This window comes from Nocardia sp. CA-084685 (assembly GCF_050955785.1).
GTDB lineage: Bacteria > Actinomycetota > Actinomycetes > Mycobacteriales > Mycobacteriaceae > Nocardia.
Window position 1 is genome coordinate 4478605 of sequence record NZ_CP192094.1, and the last position, 18054, is coordinate 4496658.

Consider the following 18054-nt stretch of genomic DNA (forward strand, 5'->3'; position numbering starts at 1 on the left):
TGACATTCTCACTGGCCTCATGGTTGATTCAGCGGCTCGGATGGGGTTTTGCGCCAGGTGGGACGGTGGGCGTTGGTGATCCAGCGCAGAGTCCATTCGGCGGGGCCGTAGCGGAACCAGCGCAGCCAGAGTGCGCTCACGACCAGTTGGAGGGTGAACACGAGGAGGGCGGTCGACATGGTCGCGAGAGGGGAGAATGTTCCGGCGGCGGCGAATCCTTTGCTGGTGAAGATCACTAGGCCGATGGCTGATTGGGCCAGGTAGTTGGTGAGGGCAATACGCCCGGCGGGGGCCAAGGCTGAGCGGATGAAAGACGTGCGGGCACTGTGCATCACGCGGAGCAGGGTTGCGACGTAGGCGGCGGTGAGCAGCGGCGCGGTGGCGACGCTGATCGCTACTGGGAGGGTGTGACCGGTGCCGCCGCCGATGGCGAAGAGGATGCTGCCTGCCAGGCCAGTGGGGAAGCCGATGAGTTGGATTCGGCGCAGGATCGGTTCGTCGCCGTGTACGTGGGTGAGCAGTTTGCGGCGGCCCGCGACCAAGCCGAGTAGGAACATCGCTAGCGCGGTCGGACCCTGCAGCGTAAGGGCTTGCAGGACAAGGAGCCCGAGGCCATCGAGGTGTTCGCCGATGATCTCGCCCCAGCCGCCGAGCATGGCCTGGGTTGCGCGCTCGGCATTGGCTTGTGCCTCGGCCGTCGTGGGCAGCAGTGCCGACGCATCCATGAACGCCGTGGCGAGCAGCAGGCTCGCGACGACCAAGCCGTACAGAATCGCGGCGACGCATAGTGCGGTTCGATCGCTGACCCGCCGCATCCAGAACAACACCAAGCACGCCACCGCATAGGTGGTGAGCACGTCGCCCGCATACAGGAAGACGATGTGCAGTACACCGAGGACGAACAGTCCCCCGATGCGGCGCAGCATCCGCGGTTCGAAGGCGGTTCGCGCCGCGGCCGCCGAGTCCATCTGCAGGGTGAAGCTGTAGCCGAACAGGAATGAGAACAGCGGATAGAACTTCATCTCGACGAACACCTCGGACAAACCGCGCACGACATCGTCGAGGGTGGAGGTAAACGCGGGGTCGGTCACCAGATTGCCGGGATAACCCGAGGCCATGAAGGTGATGTTGACGATGAAGATGCCCAGCAGGGCGAAGCCGCGCAGTGCGTCGACGTCGTGTACTCGTGATCTGGACGCGACCAGCTGATCGGTCATTACGTTCTCCGCACATCTTTAGTATCCAAGGGATACTATCCACCATATACTATCTCTGGGGCTAATATCCGGCAGATGCATCGGCGATCCCGAGGAGGCAACGCCATGACCGACGACGCGCTGCCCGCCGACCTGGCCAGACTCTGGCGACTCCCGGTAACCACACGGCTCGGACGACCGGCGGAACTGGACGTTGACCAGGTCGTGCGCGCCGCAGTGGACCTCGCCGACCGCGCCGGGCTGGGCGCGGTCACGCTGCTGAAGGTCGCGCAGACACTGGGTTTCACCAAAATGGCGCTATACCGCCACGTCGGCTCCAAGGACGAACTCTTCGAGCTGATGGCCGATTTCGCCACCGGCCCGGCACCGGATCTCGGGACCGGATCCCTCGGCTGGCGGGCCGGGCTGCGGCAGTGGGCCCATGCGATGCGCGCGGTCTACACCGAACATCCGTGGCTGCCGCAGTTACCGATCTCCGGCCCGCCGCGCGGTCCGAACACGATCGGCTGGATGGATGCCGCATTGCGCGCGCTCGCCGACACCGGACTCGACTGGGCCACCAAGGTCGGCATCCTGATGTTGGTGAGCGGGCATGTGCGGCAAGCGAGTCTGCTCACCCAGCAGATCACCGAGGCGCGGCGCGGCACCGGTCTCGACGAGGTCCAGGCCAATCGGAACTACCGCCGCACGCTCGCCGTCCTCGTCGACCCGCACCGCTTTCCCGAGGCGGCCGCGCTGTTCGCCGGTCCACTGTTCGAATCGCCGCCGGACGGCGATACCGATGCGGCCGATCAGGACTTCGTTTTCGCGTTGGAACTGATCCTCAACGGCGTGGCCGTCGAGATCGACGGCGCATAGGACTCAGTCGAGCAGACGCCAGACCCAAGTGGTGGACAGTTCCAACGGGTCAGTCGCGGTGACCGGCCGCGGATGGGTGTTGATGCCGTTGGGCGGACCGGATTGTGGCTCTACACAGGCGGCTTCGGGCTGTTGGTCGAAGACGACGACCCACTCCGCGGGACTGGTAATGGTCAGCTCCAGAGCATGGGGCCAGGTCAGGGTCACAGCGGTGCCATCGGGCATCCCGAAACAGTCGTCCCATGGCCCGGGTCGCGGGGCAATGCGGCGTCCGGTCGGGAGATAGTCTGGACCGCGCTCCTCCTGCCAAGCGGGGGTGAAGTCCAGCTGAATGTCCTTGCCGGAGCCCAAGTTTCGCAGAAACCACGGATGCCAACCGACCTGCGCCGGAAACGACTCGCCCGCTGTTTCGACCCGCATGGTCAAGGTGATCGAGTGCTCGGTGAGCTGGAACTCCTGGGTGACCCGTCCACGATACGGCCACGGGTCGGTGAGTTCGCAGCTCAGCGCGGCGGTGGATTCGGTTGTACTGAGGACGTGCCAGGCCGTGTCGCGGGCCGTGCCATGGATTGCGTGCGGATCGGCATTGATCGGTAGCTGATGCAACCTTCCGTCGTACCGGAACTGCCCTGAACCCATCCGCCCACACCAGGGTGCCATGGGGAATGCGCCGTACCGCGCGCCCTGCCGCAACAGTTCCAGATCGCCGACTCGGAAACTGGTCAGCCGCCCGCCATTCTCCGGGTCGATGCTGACCTGCGCCTTGCCCGCGGCCAGCACAACACCGGAATTGCTTGCATCGGCCATGAGCGCTCCTCCTTGCGACTATGGGGTCAGGTAACACACAGTGCCATGAGCACTGCGGTCACGCTGACCAACGCGGCGCGCCCGAAACCGTCGAACTGACTTACCTGGCGCGACGGGCGCGGGCATGCTTGGGTTAGACGGCATCGGCGGCCGGAAACGCGAGGTGACAGATTTGCTGGATATAGTGCGGGGCGTGTCCTTCGTCCAGCTTGCGCTCGACCGGATCCCGGAGCCGTACCGGTCGTATCTGATCCAGCGACGTGAACTGCTCAAGTTCGCCGTGGTGGGCGGGATCACCTGGTTCATCGACACCGGAATCGTCTATGCGCTGAAGCTGACCGTGCTCGGCGAGAAGCCGCTCACCGCGCGCGTGCTCGGTGTGTTGATCGCGACCATCGTGTCGTATGTGCTCAACCGGGAGTGGTCGTTCCGGACCAGGGGCGGTCGCGAGCGGCACCATGAGGCGGCGCTGTTCTTCGCCATCAGCGCGCTCGGCATCGGTGTCACGCTGTTGCCGCAGGCGGTTGCGCTGTATGTGCTCGATATCCGGGTGCCGCACGTCAGTCCGGTCACCCAGGCCGTATCGAACTTCATCACCGGCCAGATCCTGGGCGTGCTGCTCGCCATGGCGTTCCGGTACTGGGCGTTTCGGCGGTATGCATTCCCCGACGATCTCGTTCAATCGGAGCTCGAACCGCGCTAGGTCGCTTACCCTCGAGGTAATTGCCCCGCATCGCCAACCGGGCGAAGATCGCCGGTATGACACAGATCGGGCTGCTGCTACCCAGCCGCGAAACCTCGATGACCGGCGAACACGATGCTGCCGGATTGGTCCGATTCGCGCGCGCCGTCGAGGATGCCGGCTTCGATTCGGTGTGGATCGGCGATTCCCCGCTGGCGCGCACCCGAGTCGATCCACTGCCGCTTCTCGCCGCCGTCGCCGCGACTACCACGCGCGTCCAACTCGGCACCGCCGCACTCACCGCGACACTGCGTCATCCCCTGCTCGGCGCCCACACCGCCGCAACCGTCGACCAGCTCAGCAACGGCCGATTGATCCTCGGCCTCGGCGCCGGATTCCCGCTACCCGAGAGTCGCGACGAATTCGCCACTGTCGGTGTGCCTTTCGATCAACGTGTTGGCCGACTCGACGAAACGGTGGCCATCTGGCGGCGGAGTTGGTCCGGTGGAACCGAATTCGACGGCCACTACTGGCAACTCGACGACCTGACCCGCACCCTGCCCCCCGCGAGTCAGGACGGTCCCCCGCTGTGGCTGGCGGGCAGTGACACGCCGAGGGTGCTGGAACGGGTGGCACGACACTACGACGGCTGGCTGCCGTTCCTACCGGACCAGGGCGCCTACGCCCGCGCATGGCAGACCCTGCGTGAAAAGACCACCCGCAACATCACCCCAGCCCTCTACGCCACCATCAATATCAACTCGGACTCCGCCGCCGCGCGCACCGAACTCGACGGCTACGTCCATCGGTACTACCGTCGCTCGCTCGATGAAATGTCCATGATCCAAGCCTATTTCGGCGGTTCCGCCGCCGAATGCGTCGACTGGCTCGGACGCTACCTCGATGCGGGTGCGCGGCATCTGGTATTGCGCATCGGCTCATTACAGGCCCGCCGCCAACTGGATCTCCTCGCCGACGCAATACTCCGCACGGCCTGAACCTCAACCCTTCAGCTGGGCGATCTGAATCAGGTTGCCGCAGGTGTCATCGAACACCGCGGTGACCACCGGTCCCTGATCGAGCGGTTCCTGAGTGAATCGCACACCTAGCCCGCGCAACCGCTCGTACTCGGCGTACAGATCGTCCACCGCGAACGAGGTGAACGGAATCCCGTCCTCGACCAGCGCCTCTTTGAACGGACGGACCGCCGGATGCCCATCGGGCTCCAAGAGCAGTTCTACGCCGTCCGGTTCCTGCTGGGAGACGACCGTCAGCCAGCGCGCCTCGCCGAGCGGCACCTCGGTCTTCTTCACGAAGCCGAGCACGTCGGTGTAGAAGCGCAATGCCTTGTCCTGATTGTCGACCAGAACACTGGTGATATTGATACGGATCATGGGTCCTCCTGGAGCCAGCGGTGCGTGAGCTGCCGCAGTGGTTCTCGATTCAGATGGTGGAACTTGTACCGGCCGTCCCGGCGCGTGGTGACCAGACCGGCGGCCGCCAGCACGTCCAGATGCTGCGATATCGCCTGTCTGCTCGAGGTGAGCTGGTGCCGCATGGCGAGTCGCGCGCAGAGCTCGAACAATGTCTGACCGTCGCGATCGGCCAGTTCGTCGAGGATCGCCCGACGCGTCGGATCGGCCAGTGCCTTGAAGACATCGCCGCTCACATCCACACTATAGGCAAGTAACCACTTGCCTATCAAGTGCGGTTCGGATCGAAAACAGGGCGCGCGAATGTGTCGGGGGCCGAGCTAAATTGGGTTGATGAGTTATGAGTTCGTGGTGCTACCCGCAGGCGCGGCGGCATCGCCGGGGGACGTACTTCCTTATTTTCGATCCAGACGCGGCCAACCCGCCGACGACCACCTCTACCAGACCGTCATCGCCGGACTGCACGGCTGGAACAGCCGAATTCCGGCCGCGGCACGACATGCCAGGCTGCGGATCGAGGCGGCCGGAGACGCGGTCCGGGTAACCGCCGCCGACAGCGTGGATCGCCGCAGGACGCGCGGCTCCGCCATGGACTACGCCGCGCCGCGGGTACGCGAGCTCATCGAAGCCCTCATCGCGGGTTTCGCATATGAAATCTACGATGCGCGCACAAACACCTTGACCAGCCCCGAAATTCGTCGCTACGCCTCGATTGATATCGGCGGTGAACGCAAATACTCCTCACTGACCCAGCGCGAGATCTTCGACTGGGTCCGCCAACTCCATCTGCTGGCCGCCGCCCCCTTTCTGCTCGCCGAAAAGCGAAGCAACGCAACGAGCTTCATCCGGACCCGCCGCAACTCCCCCACCGACTACACCCTCGAACTACACCACCCCATCCGCGACCAACGCCTCGGCACCACGCTGACCGACGGCGCAACGGTCGCCCAACTCATCTGGGACTGGGCCTGTGACGAGTGGAGCCGCCTGGACGGCATCGATTGGGCACCGTTGGATTGAAATAATCAGTGCCACTGGATAATTCGCGCCGAAACCGCTGGCTGGTCAATGCCTTGCTCGGCCATATATTCGCCTACGATGAATGTCCGGGCAATACGCACACCGCGTCCAGACCGAGCACGTGATTGAGCCGCCCGAAGGCCAACCACGATCCGATGCTCATACTCAATTCGACGATTTCGGTCTGACTGTAGTGCGCTCGCATTCGATCCCAGAACTCGTCATCGAGATGGTGGTGATCGGTGGCGTAGCGTTCGGCGTATTCGGCGGCCAGTCGGGTGCGTTCGTCGAACCGGTGGGTGGTGCGCCAGTTGGTCACCGCGTCCGCGAACTCGGGCTCCACCTTCTGACCGTCGCGTTCGGTGCGCCAATCCAGACAGAAGATACAGCCGTTGACCTGGGCGATCTTCAGTCGTGCCGCCTCGAACTCGCGCAGTCCGAGGGTCGAATGCGAATACACCGACAGCGAGAAGTTCGAGGCGGCCAGGCCGATGCCCGGCACCATCTCGCCCCACACGTAACCGATCGGGTCCTTGCCCTCGGGGATGTCGATGATCATGGATATTTCCTTCCGAGCTTGCCGACTGCGGGACGCAGTGGGACATCGAGCGCGTCATAGAGTCCGGGTTCGGCGTCGACGAGCCAGTCGATGGCATTGACCAATCGACCGACCGCGGTGGCATTGCCTCCCGCCGAACGGTTTCCGTCCTCGTCGGCGGCCTCGATGGTAATTTCGATGCGCGGGTGACCCTCGATGAGCACGCGGTGTGCGCCCTCGCTGTCCGGTGGCCTCGGCCAGTCCGGCGCGCAGGACGGGTGGATCCGAGTGACGTGCTCGATAACGATGCGTGCCTCGCCCTCGACGATCCCCTGCACCTCGAATCGCAATGCACCCTGTGTGCCCGCCGTGAACTCGCCCATCCGCTCGGTGCTCACCGTGGCGTCGAGTGCGCGCCGGTCCAGGGTTTCCCGGATCTCCTCGAGTTCGACCCGCAGCGCCCGCGCCATCAATCGAATCTGCCCACCCCACACCATGGTCGGGATGCCAGGCGCCACCATCGGCGGCAGATAGTCCATCGGTTGGCCCATACCGACCAGATAGCGCACCGAATCGGGCTGGTCGTAGGTGGTGTAGTCGAATATCTCCTGGCAGCGGATCGCATCCACGGTGCTGCCGAGTCCGCTCATCAGCAGCGGGAGCACGTCATTGCCCCAGCCGGGATCGACACCGGAGACGAACAGCGACCCGCCGCCGCGTGCGACCGCCGCTAGCACCGGGTCGCGCATCTCGGGCGGGGCGCTGCGCGGATCGTAGAGCGCATAGAGCGCCGGGGTCACGACGACCGCGCCGGACTCGACCGCCCGGACGATATCGGCGAGCGCGTCATCGGGGCGGATATCACCCGAAGCCGCGTACACCACGGCACGAGGTCCTGCGACCAAGGCGGACTCTATATCGGCTGTCGCCGCGACAGCGAGGTCGTAATCGAGCCCCGCGAGCCGACCCGCATCACGGCCGACCTTATCCGGATTGTGGACGAGCACGCCCGTGAGTTCCAGCGCCGGGTGAGCGTCGACGGCGCGGATGGCCGCGCGGCCGACATTGCCGGTGCCCCAGACGATCGTGGGGATCATCGAGTGAGCGTAGCAAGCGCTTGGTTTGGCGGCCCGGATTATCCGAATTACGCAGCAGGGCTATGGAATTCGTGTGGCTATTTCGCGGCGTTGTAGCGGACCAGGTAGTCGGCGAAACGCCGGATGTCGGCGTCGTCCCATGCCGTCAAGCGCTCGGCGAACTCCTGATGACGACGCCGTTCGGCCGCCCCCGCGACCCGCCGCCCCTCCGTGGTCGGGCGCAGGATGTGGTTGCGTCGGTTGTCCGGATCGACCTCCCGGGTCAGATAGCCCAAGCGCTCCAGCGCGCCCACCTGTCGACTGACCGTGGACTTGTCGAGCACGAAATGGTCCGCCAGATCGGTCGCCTGACAGCCGTCGCGCTCGATAACCAGATCCAGAATGCTCGATGCGACCAGCGACAACTCCGGATGCAGCTCCGAGGCGCGGCCGCGGGCTCGCCGGGCGAAGGCGGTCAACTCGCGCTGGATGATGTGGATCGCCGCGCCGCGCGGTTCACTGGTCATGGTTGCACTATACATCAGTTGTATGCTACAACTGTAATAGTTGTATTTACCAACTATTAGGAGTTGACACTTTATGCGCTCGCACCAGCTACGGCATGTCGCCGCACATCTGCTGACCCCACTGCTGATGTGTCTCGGCATGGGACTTGCCTATCTGGGCGCGTTCCATCAGCCCGAACCGAACCATCTGAAGGTGGCCGTGGTCGGTACATCAGCGCAGGACATGGTGCTGGCGCAGACCATGAAGGACAAGGCAGGTGACGCACTCGAGGTCGTTACGCTGCCTACCCGCGATGAGGCGACCGCGCAGTTGCGCGACCGCACACTCTCCGGCGCGTACATTCCCGACCCGCGACATACCGAACTGCTTGTGGCCAAGGCTAATTCCGATACCACCGCAATGGCGGTCGAGTTGGTGTTCCGGCAGGTCGCCGGGACACAAGGGATGCCGATGACGGTCACCGATATCGCCCAGACTTCCAGCGGCGACCCCACCGGACAGGGCCTGTTCTTCCTGCTGGTCGCCCTGAGTATCGGCTCCTACGGCAGCGTTGCCGCGATCGGCGCGGCGGGCGCTGGACTGTCCATGGGGGTGCGCGCGGCGATAGGCTTGGTGACCTCGCTAGTGGTGAGCGTCATCGGAATCGCCCTGGCGGCGCCGGTCTTCCACATCGTCGACCATGATTACGCGGCAATCTGGGCGATGGGTTGGCTGTACTCGGCGGGCATCATCACCGTCGGCATCGGACTGCACACCTTCTTGAAGCGTTGGACCACTCTCGCGCTGATGGTGCTGTTCGTCATGCTCAACTTCACCACCTCCGGCGGCATCTACCGTCCCGAACTGCAGAACGGCTTCTTCGGTTCGCTGCACGCCTTCTGGAACGGCGCGGGTTTCGTGGAGGGTGCGCGCAGCCTGCTGTATTTCGACGGCGGTGCGGATTTTGCCGGTCGCATCGCGAGCCTGTTCGCGTGGCTGGCCGTCGGCGCGGTACTGCTGGTGATCGCCGCACGATACGAACGGCATAACTTCCCCGCGCCCGCCGCTCCGGTCCGCGCACAGCGACCGGTAGCGGCCGAGGAGGAAATTGAAGAGACGGTCGGCGTCTGACGCCTGTTGATTCCACCCACGGATGCAGCCCATCCGTGGGTCGAGTTTCGCGGTCGCGTCGCGGGGCGGTACCGGGTACGATGATCACATCGCCGCTCTGGCACTCGAATTCCGCAAAACCTGATTTATATGTAACCATGAGTTACATATAAAGGTGTGCCGTCGTCACGTCGGGCACGGTCTGCGATATTGCATGGTGCGCAACCGCTGCCGAGTTGATCGACACACCCAGCAGGTGCAAGATCATGGATGTGTCGCGTGGCGGCGCCGGGTGGACGGCGATCGGCATGGAGGCACCGTGATCGAGGAGCCCGCCGTGCGTCCACCTTCGCGCTCGCACTGAAGTCGAGCAGGGCATCGAGGCCCACTGCATTCCAGCACCCTTCGCGGAGCCGCACGGCTGTGTGTCTTCCTCGCGCGAGAGACGATTCATGGCATCAACCGAGCTCGACGCAAACCGGGCGCGCGCCCTCGGACAGGAACTGGTGGCGATACACGACTGGCTGCGAACCGAACTCAGCGGAATCCGTGCGGATGTCACCGCCTATGCAACCGGTTCCGAACTGCGGCCGATGCGACTTCGCGCGCACTGCACGGCATTCTGCGCCGCGCTGAGCAGGCATCACACCGGCGAGGACACCGCGGGTTTTCCGGCACTAGCCGACCAGTTCCCTGAATTGGCACCGGTTTTGGTCGAACTGCGCACCGACCACCAACTCGTCGCAGATATCCTGCGCAGACTGACCGAACTGCTCGACTCGATCAGGCTGGACAATGCCGATATCGTCCGGCGCGAATTGGACGGGCTGGCCGCCATCCTGGAATCGCACTTCCGCTGGGAGGAGCGCAGACTCGTGCAGGCTTTCGACGGACTCGAAATGGGGACCAGGACGGGCGAGGAACTTCTCGGCGCTACGGTCGTGCTCGATCGCATGCGATCGGATCGGGACTGAGATAGCCACCAAATCAGAGGCAGGTACGGTATTACCGGCCGGACCGCGTAGACAGGGGCGAGGAAGCATCGGTGAAAGGTCGGGGCGCGATATGAATCAGCCGTATTCGCACTGGTATGCCCAGAACTCGCCGGAGAACCTACCGCTGGCCGCGCGGTATCAATCCGCCGACCCGATCACCTGGAACGGCAGCCTGATCTACCCGATGTACACCGAACAGGTTGGGGCGGCACCGATCCTGGTCACCATGAAGTTGCTGTCCGCGGCACCACCGGCTGGTCTGCGTGGACACGGAATAGGGCTGTCGGTGGTCGATGGGCATATCGGCATCGATGGCAGGCGCCTGGCCGGGGTGGACGTGTGGAGCGATGCCCTCACCGCCGGCGTTACCTTCGAGGTGGTTCCGACCGCGCCGGGCACGCTGTTCTCGCTGACACCGGTGTGGGTCGACGGATTCGGCGCACAGAAATCCTGGTCCGGCAACTATGGCATCCTCATCGAACAACCACCGACCGGGCGAATCGTCCTGTGGTGCAGCGTCGGCGAGGGCCCGCCCAATTTCGCCAACCTGGTGATCGAGGTGGACACCGCCAGTTCGCCCGCCGCCTCCGTCCCGGCTCCGGCGGCCGCTACCCCCGTGCCAGCGCCCCAATCATCGCAACTCGCAGAACCGCGACAGGACAGATCCGGGCAGCCGACGCCACCGACTCAGCCGCAGCGAGCCGTGCCGGTTACTTCAGAGCAGACTCGGCTTCCCGAGCCGCAGCCGGCACCGCCGCAGCGAGCCGTGCCGGTTGCCTCAGAGCAGACTCGGCTTCCCGAGCCGCAGCCGGCACCGCCGCAGCGAGCCGTGCCGGTTGCCTCAGAGCAGACTCGACTCCCTGAGCCACAGCCGACACCGCCGGACCTCGAATTGGTGCGCTTTCCAGAACCACTGGAAACGGCATTCCCCCGCCCTGAACTTCCGGCGGCCGAGCAGACCACGCCGTTGCAATCCGCGCGTATTCGGTTGGAGGAACCGTCGGTTGCCGCGCAGGTGCCGGAGCGTGCAGCGGATGCCGACCACATCCCGCTCCCAGAACCGCCGAAGCCCAAGCAGCCGAAATCGCAGCAGCGCACCAAGGACGGCGACCGCGGCTATCGCGCCGCCCTCTACGATCTCGGCGTCGCCATGTTCGGCCGCGGCGAAGAGGAACAGGCGTGCGGTCTATGGGCACAGGCCGCAGAGGCGGGGCATGCCGGGGCGGCCTATGACCTCGGCGTCGTCCTGTTCAATCGTGGTCAACTCGGCGATGCCGAGCGTTGGTGGCGCACCGCGGCCGATCGCCGCGAATCACGCGCCATGACCGGACTCGCCGACCTCCTCGAACGTCAGGGCAACCACGCTGAAGCCCAGATGTGGCGCGCCTGCGCAGCGGAGGAGAAGACCGACGAACACGATCAATCGGTAACTTCCGGCTGAGTATCAGCGGAATCGCTGCCGCCAGCTGGTCCCCTGGCGACCATCAGCGCGAAATCGAGAATGTCGAGTCCACGAGGCGGCGGGATTCTCGGCGCGCGGATCGTCGGCGGCCGGGCCGATCTCATCGGTTCAGGAATCCGGGGTTCCGGACTGGTGAGCTCGCGTATTCAACTGTCGCGGGTTGTTGATGGTTTCCAACCGATGGGTGACCGGAATCTGGGGGCGGTGATGTAGCGGCTCCAGGTCACCGCTGCTTCTGCGGCGAGTTTCGTCGTGGTGACGTGGTGATAGCCGAGCGGCGAGCAGTGCGGTGAGCGGGTAGCCGACGCCGGCGCCGATGATCCGCTTCTCACACGACAGATCGGTCCAGCGAACACACGGCTTCGATGACCAGGGGCGCATCCTGCATCCATCCGCCGTGTGCCCCGTCGGGGCTACTCAGGGTACTGATGTTCAGTTTGAAGAACCGCAGTTCAAGACCTCTTTCGGGGGTCGGCCGGCGGTTTTTCTGTTCTTGGAGTAGCCCAGGACGCGCCGGACTGCGCCAGGCTGGCGCAGAGAGCGTTCGCCATCTTGAAGCCGTTGGTCAGGATGCTGGCGTGACAGGGTGCGTGGGTGCTCGTACTTGTGGGTCCGGTAGTAACCGGCATACGGGGTCCAGTGACGAGAAAAGTCGCGCTAAGCGGTATCTGACATCCCTCTGTTCCCGAGATGGACTGTGTAGCAGTTGGTTTCGGATGGACAGACACAGCATTCTGCCCAAATCCGGGAAAAGTCGCGCTAAGGAGTTACCGCAGACAATAGCGTATTATCTGCGGTAACATCGGTGGCGAGCTGGCGCTATACCGCGCCGCGAGCGGGGCCACTCCGTAAATTATCTGCGGTAGCGTCGATCGGAGGCCGGAGACTTGGCGGAAGGGCTGATCGTGGGACAGGTGCAGGCGCTGCCAGTGCGGGGTGTGCGGCTCAAGGATGCGGTGGCCAACTACCTTGCGACGATCCCGAGCACCAACACCCGTCGCGGCTACGCGATTGCCCTCAATCAGCTCGTGCGTGATTTCGGCGCGGACTCCGATGTGGGGCTGCTGGAGGCCGGTCGGGTCGGTGGCTGGTTCACCTTCAAGTGGAGTAGCAAGTCGGCGCAGACGTTCAATGTGCGCCTCGCTTCGTTGCGTAGGGCGTGCGAGTACTGGCGCAAGCAGCAGTGGCTGGTTGGTGATCCGCTGGTTCGGTTGGTCTCGCGGAAAGTGCCGCCGGATCACACGCGGGCGATGACCCGTGACGAGGTTGCCCGGCTGCTGGCGAAGGATGTGCCGCTGCGGGAGCGGGTGCTGTGGACCATGCTGTACGAGACGGCCGCCCGCGCCGACGAACTGCTGCTGCTCGACATCCCGGACCTGGACATGGCGAACCGATGCGGCACGGTCACCCGCAAGGGTGGTGCCAGGGATGTGGTCGCCTGGCAAACTGGCACCGCGCGTCTGCTGCCGAGGCTGCTAGCAGGGCGGAAGAAGGGACCGGTTTTCCTGACTGACCGCAAGGCGAAACCTGGTGTGGCCGTGGGCGATATCGACCCGTCCACGTTGCGCGGGCGGTTGTCGTACCGGCGGGCGGCCGAGTTGTTCGAGCATCACACCAGCGACTTCGGCCGCGGACCGTTCACGCTGCATCAGCTGCGTCATTCGAAGCTTACGCACGCCGCCGAGGATGGGGCGTCGACGCCGATGCTGATGCGAATGAGCGGGCACACCTCGGTGCGGTCTCTGGGCAAGTACTCGCGGCCGTCCGCGGAGGCGCTGATTCGGTGGCAGGCTCAGACCGACCCCGCCGCCCGGCGGCGGCGCTGAGCGGTTCGGGCCCCGAGTTCGGCTGCGGCCATTGGCGGTCGTCGAGCAACAGGATCGGCTCCGGCATATCCCGCAGATTCGATGGGAACGCCCGCGCCTGCAAGGCGTCGACCACTCATGTGCGGCACGTGATTCGCGACCTCAACGAGAAAGAGTCCGACCCCTGACCCGAAGTGGAGCAGATTGCGGTCATGTCTCGGTCTCGATGTTGTCGATGTCGAGTGCGACGAGGACCGGATGGGAGAGAGTCCGGCCGCCGGGTCCTTGTGGGCGCACCCGTCGGCGTGCGGGGAAGACGAGCCCAGCGAAGCGTTGGTGGTCGCTGCAGTAGTGGGCCGCGTGCGCCCACCGACCGATGGGGTGGGCAACGTAGTCGTGCCGGCGGATCAGGCCGGCAGCGTCGACGTAGAAGGTTTGGTGCCGGGAGTGGGTGTGCAGGTCCGGCGGGAAGTCGACCTCGAGGCGCCGCCACCGCTGTCCTGCCTCCGGCCAGGTATCGCCATCGGTGATGGCGATACCTTCCCGCGTCAGAAGCAGGGGTGTCGAGAGGTAGTTCCAGAATGCGTATCCGGCGAAGTACGCGGCATCGAGCGCGTCCCAGCGGAGGTTGCGACGCAGGCCGTTGAACCCGGCGAAGGCGGCGCGGGCGTTACACCGGGCACTGATCAGTTCGCCACCGCGGGTCTCGATCCTTACGTCGCCTCGATCGAATACCGCTTGTTGGCCGGCTTGCGGGAAACCGTGAAAGACGGCGTGCTGTTGCGCCAACTGCACCCGCACAGTCACCTCGGCCATCCGGCTTCCGGGAAAGCGTGAGCGCAGGAGACCGCCGAATCGCCCGTGAGCGGTCAGCGCGGTCACGGACCGCCACCGCTCGAGGCCGCCATAGGCGGTGAGGACCTCGTCGAGCAGCCCGGCTGCGTCCGGTGTTCGCTCGCTCATCTCTGTGCCCCGGCCAACACCGTGGTCAGGACGTTCGGATCGCCCTGGACGCTCGCCCAGGCGAGTGCTTCGTCGATAGTGATCGCACCAGCGGCCAGCCCCAGGACCGCCTCCGGCTCCGCCTCGAGAATCGTGTCGGGGCGCCGTTCGGGCTGAACGATCACATGGGGACCGTACTTGTCGATCCGCACGGTCATGAACAGACCGGCAACCTCGATGCCCAGCTCGGCCGGCGACTCTGCCGTCTTTCCGCGGAGCAACGCTTCGAGCGCGACCGCCAGCCAGCGAGGCTGAAAGGCGTCGCCGCCACGGCCGCTCGTCATCAGTGGGGAGCTCCAGCGGACCAGCGCCTCGATCGTTTCACGCAGCTCCTCACCCCACGGTGTCAGGGCGTACACGACGCCGCTGATCCGGCCCGGACGCCGCTCGATCACCCCGGAGGACTCCAGCCTCCGGAGGCGGTCGGCGAGCAGGTTGGTGGCTATCCCGCCCAGCGAGGCCACGAGTTCACCGTAGCGCCGCGGGCCGGGAAGAAGCTCACGGACGATCAGCAGACTCCAGCGATCCCCCACGACGTCGAGTGCGCGCGCCAAACCGCAGAACTGCCCGTAGGAGCGCACCGACTTCTGCTTGACTTCTTCCATAAGACTTGATTTTATCAAGAAACATCCGAGGTGTCTCACGAAAGGGTTCCCATGCCGGTCTCCGGTCCTGCCACCGGTTCCGCCGCGCCGGTCTCGGCGGCGGTCGCCGCTTTGCGTGCCGCCGGGGAAAGCGGCGATGCTGATGCGATTGCCGAGGTGTTGGCGCCCGATGTTGTCTTTCACTCCCCGATGACGATGCGGCTACGGTTCGAGGGCAGGCAGGAGGTCGTGGAGCTGCATCGCGACATCTTCGCCGTCCTCGACGACCTCACCACCAGCGAACCGCTCGCAGTCGGTGACACGGGATCGTTCTCGTTCCGGGCGCGCGTTCGCGGCGTGGAACTCGAGGCCATGAATCTGGTGCGCTGCAACGAACACGGACAGATCGTTGATTACACGGTCTTCGTCCGTGCGCTGCCCGGGTTGGCGACGCTGTTCGCGGCGCTCCCGCCGCGGGTGTCGGCCAGGCGCCGGGGACGCCTGAAGGGCACGCTCGCGGCGAGCCTCGCCCGGCCGCTCGCCTTCGCGATACGCACCGCCGACCGTTTTGTGCCCGCATTCCTCTAACCACATCGTTGCCGCAATCGAGCAGGATCCGAGGAGGTCCGGACATGACGACCCAGCAGTCCAGAGGTGTACGCCCGTCGTGGGTGGACGACGAGTTGTTTCCCTTCGAGAGCCGCTTCGTGGAGCTGGACGGGCACGCCGTTCACTACATCGATGAGGGTTCGGGACCGACCCTGCTGATGTTGCACGGCAATCCGACGTGGTCTTTCGTATACCGCCAGGTCATCAGCTCGCTGCGAGATCGGTTCCGTTGCATCGCCCTCGACTATCCAGGGTTCGGTCTGTCGGTCTCAGCGCCCGGCTACCGGCACCTGCCCGAGGAACATGCCGACGTGGTCGTGTCCTTCCTGGACCGCTTGGGCCTATCGCAGGCGACACTGGTTGCACACGACTGGGGCGGCCCGATCGGTTTGCACGCGGCCCAGCAGCGACCAGACAAGTTCGAACGCCTCGTCCTGGCCAACACATGGGCGTGGCCGATGAACGGCGACCTGCGCGCCGAACTGGCCTCCCGCCTCATGGGAGGACCGGCCGGGCGCGAGCTCATCAGGCGGTTCAATTTGTTCGTCAACGCCCTCATTCCTGCCGGGCACAAGCGTAGGAAGCCATCCGCGACCGAAATGGCTCATTACCGCGCCGCCCTGCCCACGCCGGATCGCCGCCAAGCCAGCGCTGTCCTTGCGGGCGCCATCATCGGCAGTCGCACGTTTCTCACCGAGGTCGCCGACCGCCTGAGGGTCCTCGAGCAACTGCCCACGCTGATCGTGTGGGCCGACGCCGACATCGCCTTCGGCGACAAGGAGCGTGAACGCTGGGAGGCGAGGCTTCCCAATCACAGCACCGCGGTGCTCCACGGAGTCGGTCACTTCCTGCAGTCGGACGCGCCAGAAGAGCTGAGCGAAGCGATCGGGGCCTGGTGGGCCAAGCCCGAACACGACCCGCTCACTTCCGCTGAGAAGTTGTTACAGTCCGGAGATTCTTGCGAGTAGCCGCCGCAGACACTGTGATTCGAGGTGGATTGATCGATGTGTATCTTTCCCAGCCCGTGGAGACGAGTGTCGTGGTCAACGGCGAGACGGGTTCCGCCCGGCAGGGCGATGGTGTAGTTCAGTCGTCCTCGTCCGTAGCGTCCGGATCTACCAGCCCACTACGCCATATCCGCCGAAAATTCGGCTGATACTACGGCGACCCCAATCCGGGGGCCGATACTGCCGTCGCGCTGTGACTGGCCTCGGATCGCAGCGACGGGTACGAAAATCGGTCGCGGACAACTCCGGCGTGCTCTAGGTTTTCCCGTATGGGAGGCAGTCCTGGCTGGAACGGAGCGTGCGTGGCCTGCGCGTACTACGTGCGGCCCCGCGCGGCGGCCCGGCCTCTGCCCACGCACTGCGCTGCTCCCGCGCGATCGATCTGATCGATTTTCATCGCGCTGAGATGAGTTGCGCCCCATAGTGTTCCGGCACGGGGCCGGGCGAATCACACATTCCTGATTCGACCACTCCGTTCGGAGGACACCCATGTCCCGCAATCGTTCACTGCCGCATGCCCGGATCCGCCCCGGCAGCACTCGCCAACAGCTGTCGCAGAACTTCCTTACCGATACCCGCATCGCGGAAAGGCTGGTACGCGCCGCCGGTGTCCGTGCCGATGACCTCGTTGTGGAAATCGGCCCCGGCGACGGCAAGCTGACCGGTCCTCTCCTGAACCGGGCGCACCACGTCCTGGCCTACGAAAGGGACCGGTATTACGCCGAGAAACTCCGCGCACGCTTTGCGAGCGACCAACGAATTGACGTGTACCACGCCGATATTCGCGATATAACCCCTCCTCGCGAGCGATTCACGGTTGTCGCGAATATCCCGTTCGCCGCGAGCACCGATATCCTGCGCTGGTGTGTCACGGCACCGAAGCTCGCCTCGGCGACACTACTGACCCAACGCGAGTTCGCCCGCAAATACGCCGGGGACTACGGCCGCTGGCCCAAACTGACTGTCACCCAATGGCCCACGGTGACAATGGAACTGGGCATCAGCGTGCGCCGCGACCACTTCCATCCGATCCCGCGGGTCGATGCGGCCGTACTTCGGCTGCTCAGGCGTGAACACCCACTTCTCGCGCGAAGGGAACTGCCTGGCTACCGCGAACTCGTGGAACTCGGCTTCTCCGGCCTCGGTGGCTGCCTCTCGGCCACACTGCGCCGCGCCTATCCCACCAACCAGGTCCGAGCGGCCTGCGCCGTGGCCGCAATCGCCCTCGACGAACCGGTCGGCCTCGTCTCCCCTGACCGCTGGCTCACCCTGTACCAGGCATTGAACTAGCAAATCAGTTGCCCAGTCGACCGCCACCGGGGTATCGGCGGAGCTACGATGC

The 18054-nt window shown here is 64.9% G+C and carries 21 protein-coding genes; 11 read left to right on the forward strand and 10 right to left on the reverse strand.

The features are described 5' to 3' along the window. Positions 1-17 precede the first annotated feature (17 nt). Positions 18-1217 carry a DUF418 domain-containing protein gene (locus tag ACQP2U_RS20210; protein ID WP_433716085.1) on the reverse strand — a complete coding sequence of 400 codons (1200 nt, stop codon included), beginning with the start codon at positions 1215-1217 and terminating at the stop codon, positions 18-20. Between the two features lie 105 nt (positions 1218-1322). Between ACQP2U_RS20210 and ACQP2U_RS20215 the strand changes: the two genes are divergently transcribed. Further along, a complete protein-coding gene (locus ACQP2U_RS20215; RefSeq protein ID WP_433716086.1) occupies positions 1323-2075 on the forward strand; it encodes a TetR/AcrR family transcriptional regulator in 753 nt (250 codons plus the stop codon). Between the two features lie 3 nt (positions 2076-2078). Here ACQP2U_RS20215 and ACQP2U_RS20220 read toward each other — a convergent pair whose 3' ends face one another. Beyond that, on the reverse strand, positions 2079-2882 hold the full coding sequence (locus ACQP2U_RS20220; protein WP_433716087.1) for an aldose 1-epimerase: 804 nt from the start codon (positions 2880-2882) through the stop codon (positions 2079-2081). 193 nt (positions 2883-3075) lie between these two features. On the opposite strand from ACQP2U_RS20220, the gene ACQP2U_RS20225 reads away from it, so the two are divergent. After that, the gene (locus tag ACQP2U_RS20225) at positions 3076-3585 is read left to right on the forward strand and encodes a GtrA family protein (RefSeq protein ID WP_040690789.1); all 510 of its coding nucleotides are present in this window, start codon (positions 3076-3078) and stop codon (positions 3583-3585) included. A 56-nt stretch (positions 3586-3641) separates the two neighbouring features. Further along, entirely contained in the window at positions 3642-4562 is a 921-nt protein-coding gene (locus tag ACQP2U_RS20230; RefSeq protein ID WP_433716088.1) for an LLM class flavin-dependent oxidoreductase, read from the forward strand. 3 nt (positions 4563-4565) lie between these two features. On the opposite strand, the gene ACQP2U_RS20235 is transcribed toward ACQP2U_RS20230, so the two are convergent. Further along, entirely contained in the window at positions 4566-4955 is a 390-nt protein-coding gene (locus ACQP2U_RS20235) for a VOC family protein (RefSeq protein WP_433716535.1), read from the reverse strand. Next, complete coding sequence (locus ACQP2U_RS20240; protein ID WP_397030081.1) at positions 4955-5233, reverse strand: ArsR/SmtB family transcription factor; 279 nt, start codon at positions 5231-5233, stop codon at positions 4955-4957. Before ACQP2U_RS20240 ends, ACQP2U_RS20235 begins: the two co-directional genes overlap by 1 nt. Positions 5234-5330: 97 nt before the next feature. On the opposite strand from ACQP2U_RS20240, the gene ACQP2U_RS20245 reads away from it, so the two are divergent. Next, positions 5331-6017 carry a hypothetical protein gene (locus tag ACQP2U_RS20245; RefSeq protein ID WP_433716089.1) on the forward strand — a complete coding sequence of 229 codons (687 nt, stop codon included), beginning with the start codon at positions 5331-5333 and terminating at the stop codon, positions 6015-6017. Positions 6018-6090: 73 nt separating this feature from the next. Here the strand turns inward: ACQP2U_RS20245 and ACQP2U_RS20250 are convergent, their stop codons facing one another. The 3 genes from ACQP2U_RS20250 to ACQP2U_RS20260 all read right to left on the reverse strand — a co-directional run bounded on the left by ACQP2U_RS20250 (position 6091) and on the right by ACQP2U_RS20260 (position 8158). Further along, the gene (locus ACQP2U_RS20250) at positions 6091-6576 is read right to left on the reverse strand and encodes a carboxymuconolactone decarboxylase family protein (protein ID WP_433716091.1); all 486 of its coding nucleotides are present in this window, start codon (positions 6574-6576) and stop codon (positions 6091-6093) included. Next, positions 6573-7652: an NAD(P)H-dependent amine dehydrogenase family protein gene (locus tag ACQP2U_RS20255; protein ID WP_433716092.1), complete on the reverse strand. Its 1080-nt coding sequence runs from the start codon at positions 7650-7652 to the stop codon at positions 6573-6575. The genes ACQP2U_RS20250 and ACQP2U_RS20255 overlap by 4 nt, the downstream gene beginning before the upstream one ends. Positions 7653-7729: 77 nt before the next feature. Further along, positions 7730-8158, reverse strand: coding sequence for a MarR family winged helix-turn-helix transcriptional regulator (locus ACQP2U_RS20260; protein ID WP_433716093.1), 429 nt, complete (start codon positions 8156-8158; stop codon positions 7730-7732). A 73-nt stretch (positions 8159-8231) separates the two neighbouring features. Between ACQP2U_RS20260 and ACQP2U_RS20265 the strand changes: the two genes are divergently transcribed. The 3 genes from ACQP2U_RS20265 (at position 8232) to ACQP2U_RS20275 (ending at position 11684) form a co-directional block, all read left to right on the forward strand. After that, positions 8232-9269 (forward strand): hypothetical protein, encoded by a 1038-nt coding sequence (locus tag ACQP2U_RS20265; protein WP_433716094.1) that lies wholly within the window; start codon positions 8232-8234, stop codon positions 9267-9269. 431 nt (positions 9270-9700) lie between these two features. Beyond that, a complete protein-coding gene (locus tag ACQP2U_RS20270) occupies positions 9701-10222 on the forward strand; it encodes a hemerythrin domain-containing protein (RefSeq protein WP_433716095.1) in 522 nt (173 codons plus the stop codon). A gap of 91 nt (positions 10223-10313) precedes the next feature. Continuing rightward, positions 10314-11684: a hypothetical protein gene (locus ACQP2U_RS20275; protein WP_433716096.1), complete on the forward strand. Its 1371-nt coding sequence runs from the start codon at positions 10314-10316 to the stop codon at positions 11682-11684. A gap of 129 nt (positions 11685-11813) precedes the next feature. Here the strand turns inward: ACQP2U_RS20275 and ACQP2U_RS20280 are convergent, their stop codons facing one another. Then, positions 11814-12086 carry a hypothetical protein gene (locus ACQP2U_RS20280; RefSeq protein ID WP_433716098.1) on the reverse strand — a complete coding sequence of 91 codons (273 nt, stop codon included), beginning with the start codon at positions 12084-12086 and terminating at the stop codon, positions 11814-11816. 506 nt (positions 12087-12592) lie between these two features. Here ACQP2U_RS20280 and ACQP2U_RS20285 point away from each other — a divergent pair. After that, on the forward strand, positions 12593-13531 hold the full coding sequence (locus ACQP2U_RS20285; RefSeq protein WP_433716099.1) for a tyrosine-type recombinase/integrase: 939 nt from the start codon (positions 12593-12595) through the stop codon (positions 13529-13531). Between the two features lie 189 nt (positions 13532-13720). Here the strand turns inward: ACQP2U_RS20285 and ACQP2U_RS20290 are convergent, their stop codons facing one another. Further along, positions 13721-14473 carry a hypothetical protein gene (locus tag ACQP2U_RS20290; RefSeq protein WP_433716100.1) on the reverse strand — a complete coding sequence of 251 codons (753 nt, stop codon included), beginning with the start codon at positions 14471-14473 and terminating at the stop codon, positions 13721-13723. Next, on the reverse strand, positions 14470-15117 hold the full coding sequence (locus ACQP2U_RS20295; protein ID WP_433716101.1) for a winged helix-turn-helix transcriptional regulator: 648 nt from the start codon (positions 15115-15117) through the stop codon (positions 14470-14472). Before ACQP2U_RS20295 ends, ACQP2U_RS20290 begins: the two co-directional genes overlap by 4 nt. A gap of 51 nt (positions 15118-15168) precedes the next feature. Between ACQP2U_RS20295 and ACQP2U_RS20300 the strand changes: the two genes are divergently transcribed. From ACQP2U_RS20300 to erm, 3 genes are all read left to right on the forward strand, one after another. Next, positions 15169-15684, forward strand: a complete 516-nt coding sequence (locus ACQP2U_RS20300; RefSeq protein ID WP_433716102.1) for a nuclear transport factor 2 family protein — start codon at positions 15169-15171, stop codon at positions 15682-15684. 44 nt (positions 15685-15728) lie between these two features. Then, on the forward strand, positions 15729-16673 hold the full coding sequence (locus ACQP2U_RS20305; RefSeq protein WP_433716103.1) for an alpha/beta fold hydrolase: 945 nt from the start codon (positions 15729-15731) through the stop codon (positions 16671-16673). Between the two features lie 528 nt (positions 16674-17201). Next, on the forward strand, positions 17202-18002 hold the full coding sequence (gene erm, locus ACQP2U_RS20310; protein WP_433716104.1) for a 23S ribosomal RNA methyltransferase Erm: 801 nt from the start codon (positions 17202-17204) through the stop codon (positions 18000-18002). Positions 18003-18054 lie beyond the last annotated feature (52 nt).

What these genes read in the sequence shown, in the direction of transcription:
- ACQP2U_RS20210 (WP_433716085.1), bottom strand. Translation starts at nt 1,217, where the DNA reads ATGACCGATCAGCTGGTCGCGTCCAGATCACGAGTACACGACGTCGAC.
- ACQP2U_RS20215 (WP_433716086.1), top strand. Translation starts at nt 1,323, where the DNA reads ATGACCGACGACGCGCTGCCCGCCGACCTGGCCAGACTCTGGCGACTC.
- ACQP2U_RS20220 (WP_433716087.1), bottom strand. Translation starts at nt 2,882, where the DNA reads ATGGCCGATGCAAGCAATTCCGGTGTTGTGCTGGCCGCGGGCAAGGCG.
- ACQP2U_RS20230 (WP_433716088.1), top strand. Translation starts at nt 3,642, where the DNA reads ATGACACAGATCGGGCTGCTGCTACCCAGCCGCGAAACCTCGATGACC.
- ACQP2U_RS20245 (WP_433716089.1), top strand. Translation starts at nt 5,331, where the DNA reads ATGAGTTATGAGTTCGTGGTGCTACCCGCAGGCGCGGCGGCATCGCCG.
- ACQP2U_RS20250 (WP_433716091.1), bottom strand. Translation starts at nt 6,576, where the DNA reads ATGATCATCGACATCCCCGAGGGCAAGGACCCGATCGGTTACGTGTGG.
- ACQP2U_RS20255 (WP_433716092.1), bottom strand. Translation starts at nt 7,652, where the DNA reads ATGATCCCCACGATCGTCTGGGGCACCGGCAATGTCGGCCGCGCGGCC.
- ACQP2U_RS20260 (WP_433716093.1), bottom strand. Translation starts at nt 8,158, where the DNA reads ATGACCAGTGAACCGCGCGGCGCGGCGATCCACATCATCCAGCGCGAG.
- ACQP2U_RS20265 (WP_433716094.1), top strand. Translation starts at nt 8,232, where the DNA reads ATGCGCTCGCACCAGCTACGGCATGTCGCCGCACATCTGCTGACCCCA.
- ACQP2U_RS20270 (WP_433716095.1), top strand. Translation starts at nt 9,701, where the DNA reads ATGGCATCAACCGAGCTCGACGCAAACCGGGCGCGCGCCCTCGGACAG.
- ACQP2U_RS20275 (WP_433716096.1), top strand. Translation starts at nt 10,314, where the DNA reads ATGAATCAGCCGTATTCGCACTGGTATGCCCAGAACTCGCCGGAGAAC.
- ACQP2U_RS20280 (WP_433716098.1), bottom strand. Translation starts at nt 12,086, where the DNA reads ATGCGCCCCTGGTCATCGAAGCCGTGTGTTCGCTGGACCGATCTGTCG.
- ACQP2U_RS20290 (WP_433716100.1), bottom strand. Translation starts at nt 14,473, where the DNA reads ATGAGCGAGCGAACACCGGACGCAGCCGGGCTGCTCGACGAGGTCCTC.
- ACQP2U_RS20295 (WP_433716101.1), bottom strand. Translation starts at nt 15,117, where the DNA reads ATGGAAGAAGTCAAGCAGAAGTCGGTGCGCTCCTACGGGCAGTTCTGC.
- ACQP2U_RS20300 (WP_433716102.1), top strand. Translation starts at nt 15,169, where the DNA reads ATGCCGGTCTCCGGTCCTGCCACCGGTTCCGCCGCGCCGGTCTCGGCG.
- ACQP2U_RS20305 (WP_433716103.1), top strand. Translation starts at nt 15,729, where the DNA reads ATGACGACCCAGCAGTCCAGAGGTGTACGCCCGTCGTGGGTGGACGAC.
- erm (WP_433716104.1), top strand. Translation starts at nt 17,202, where the DNA reads ATGTCCCGCAATCGTTCACTGCCGCATGCCCGGATCCGCCCCGGCAGC.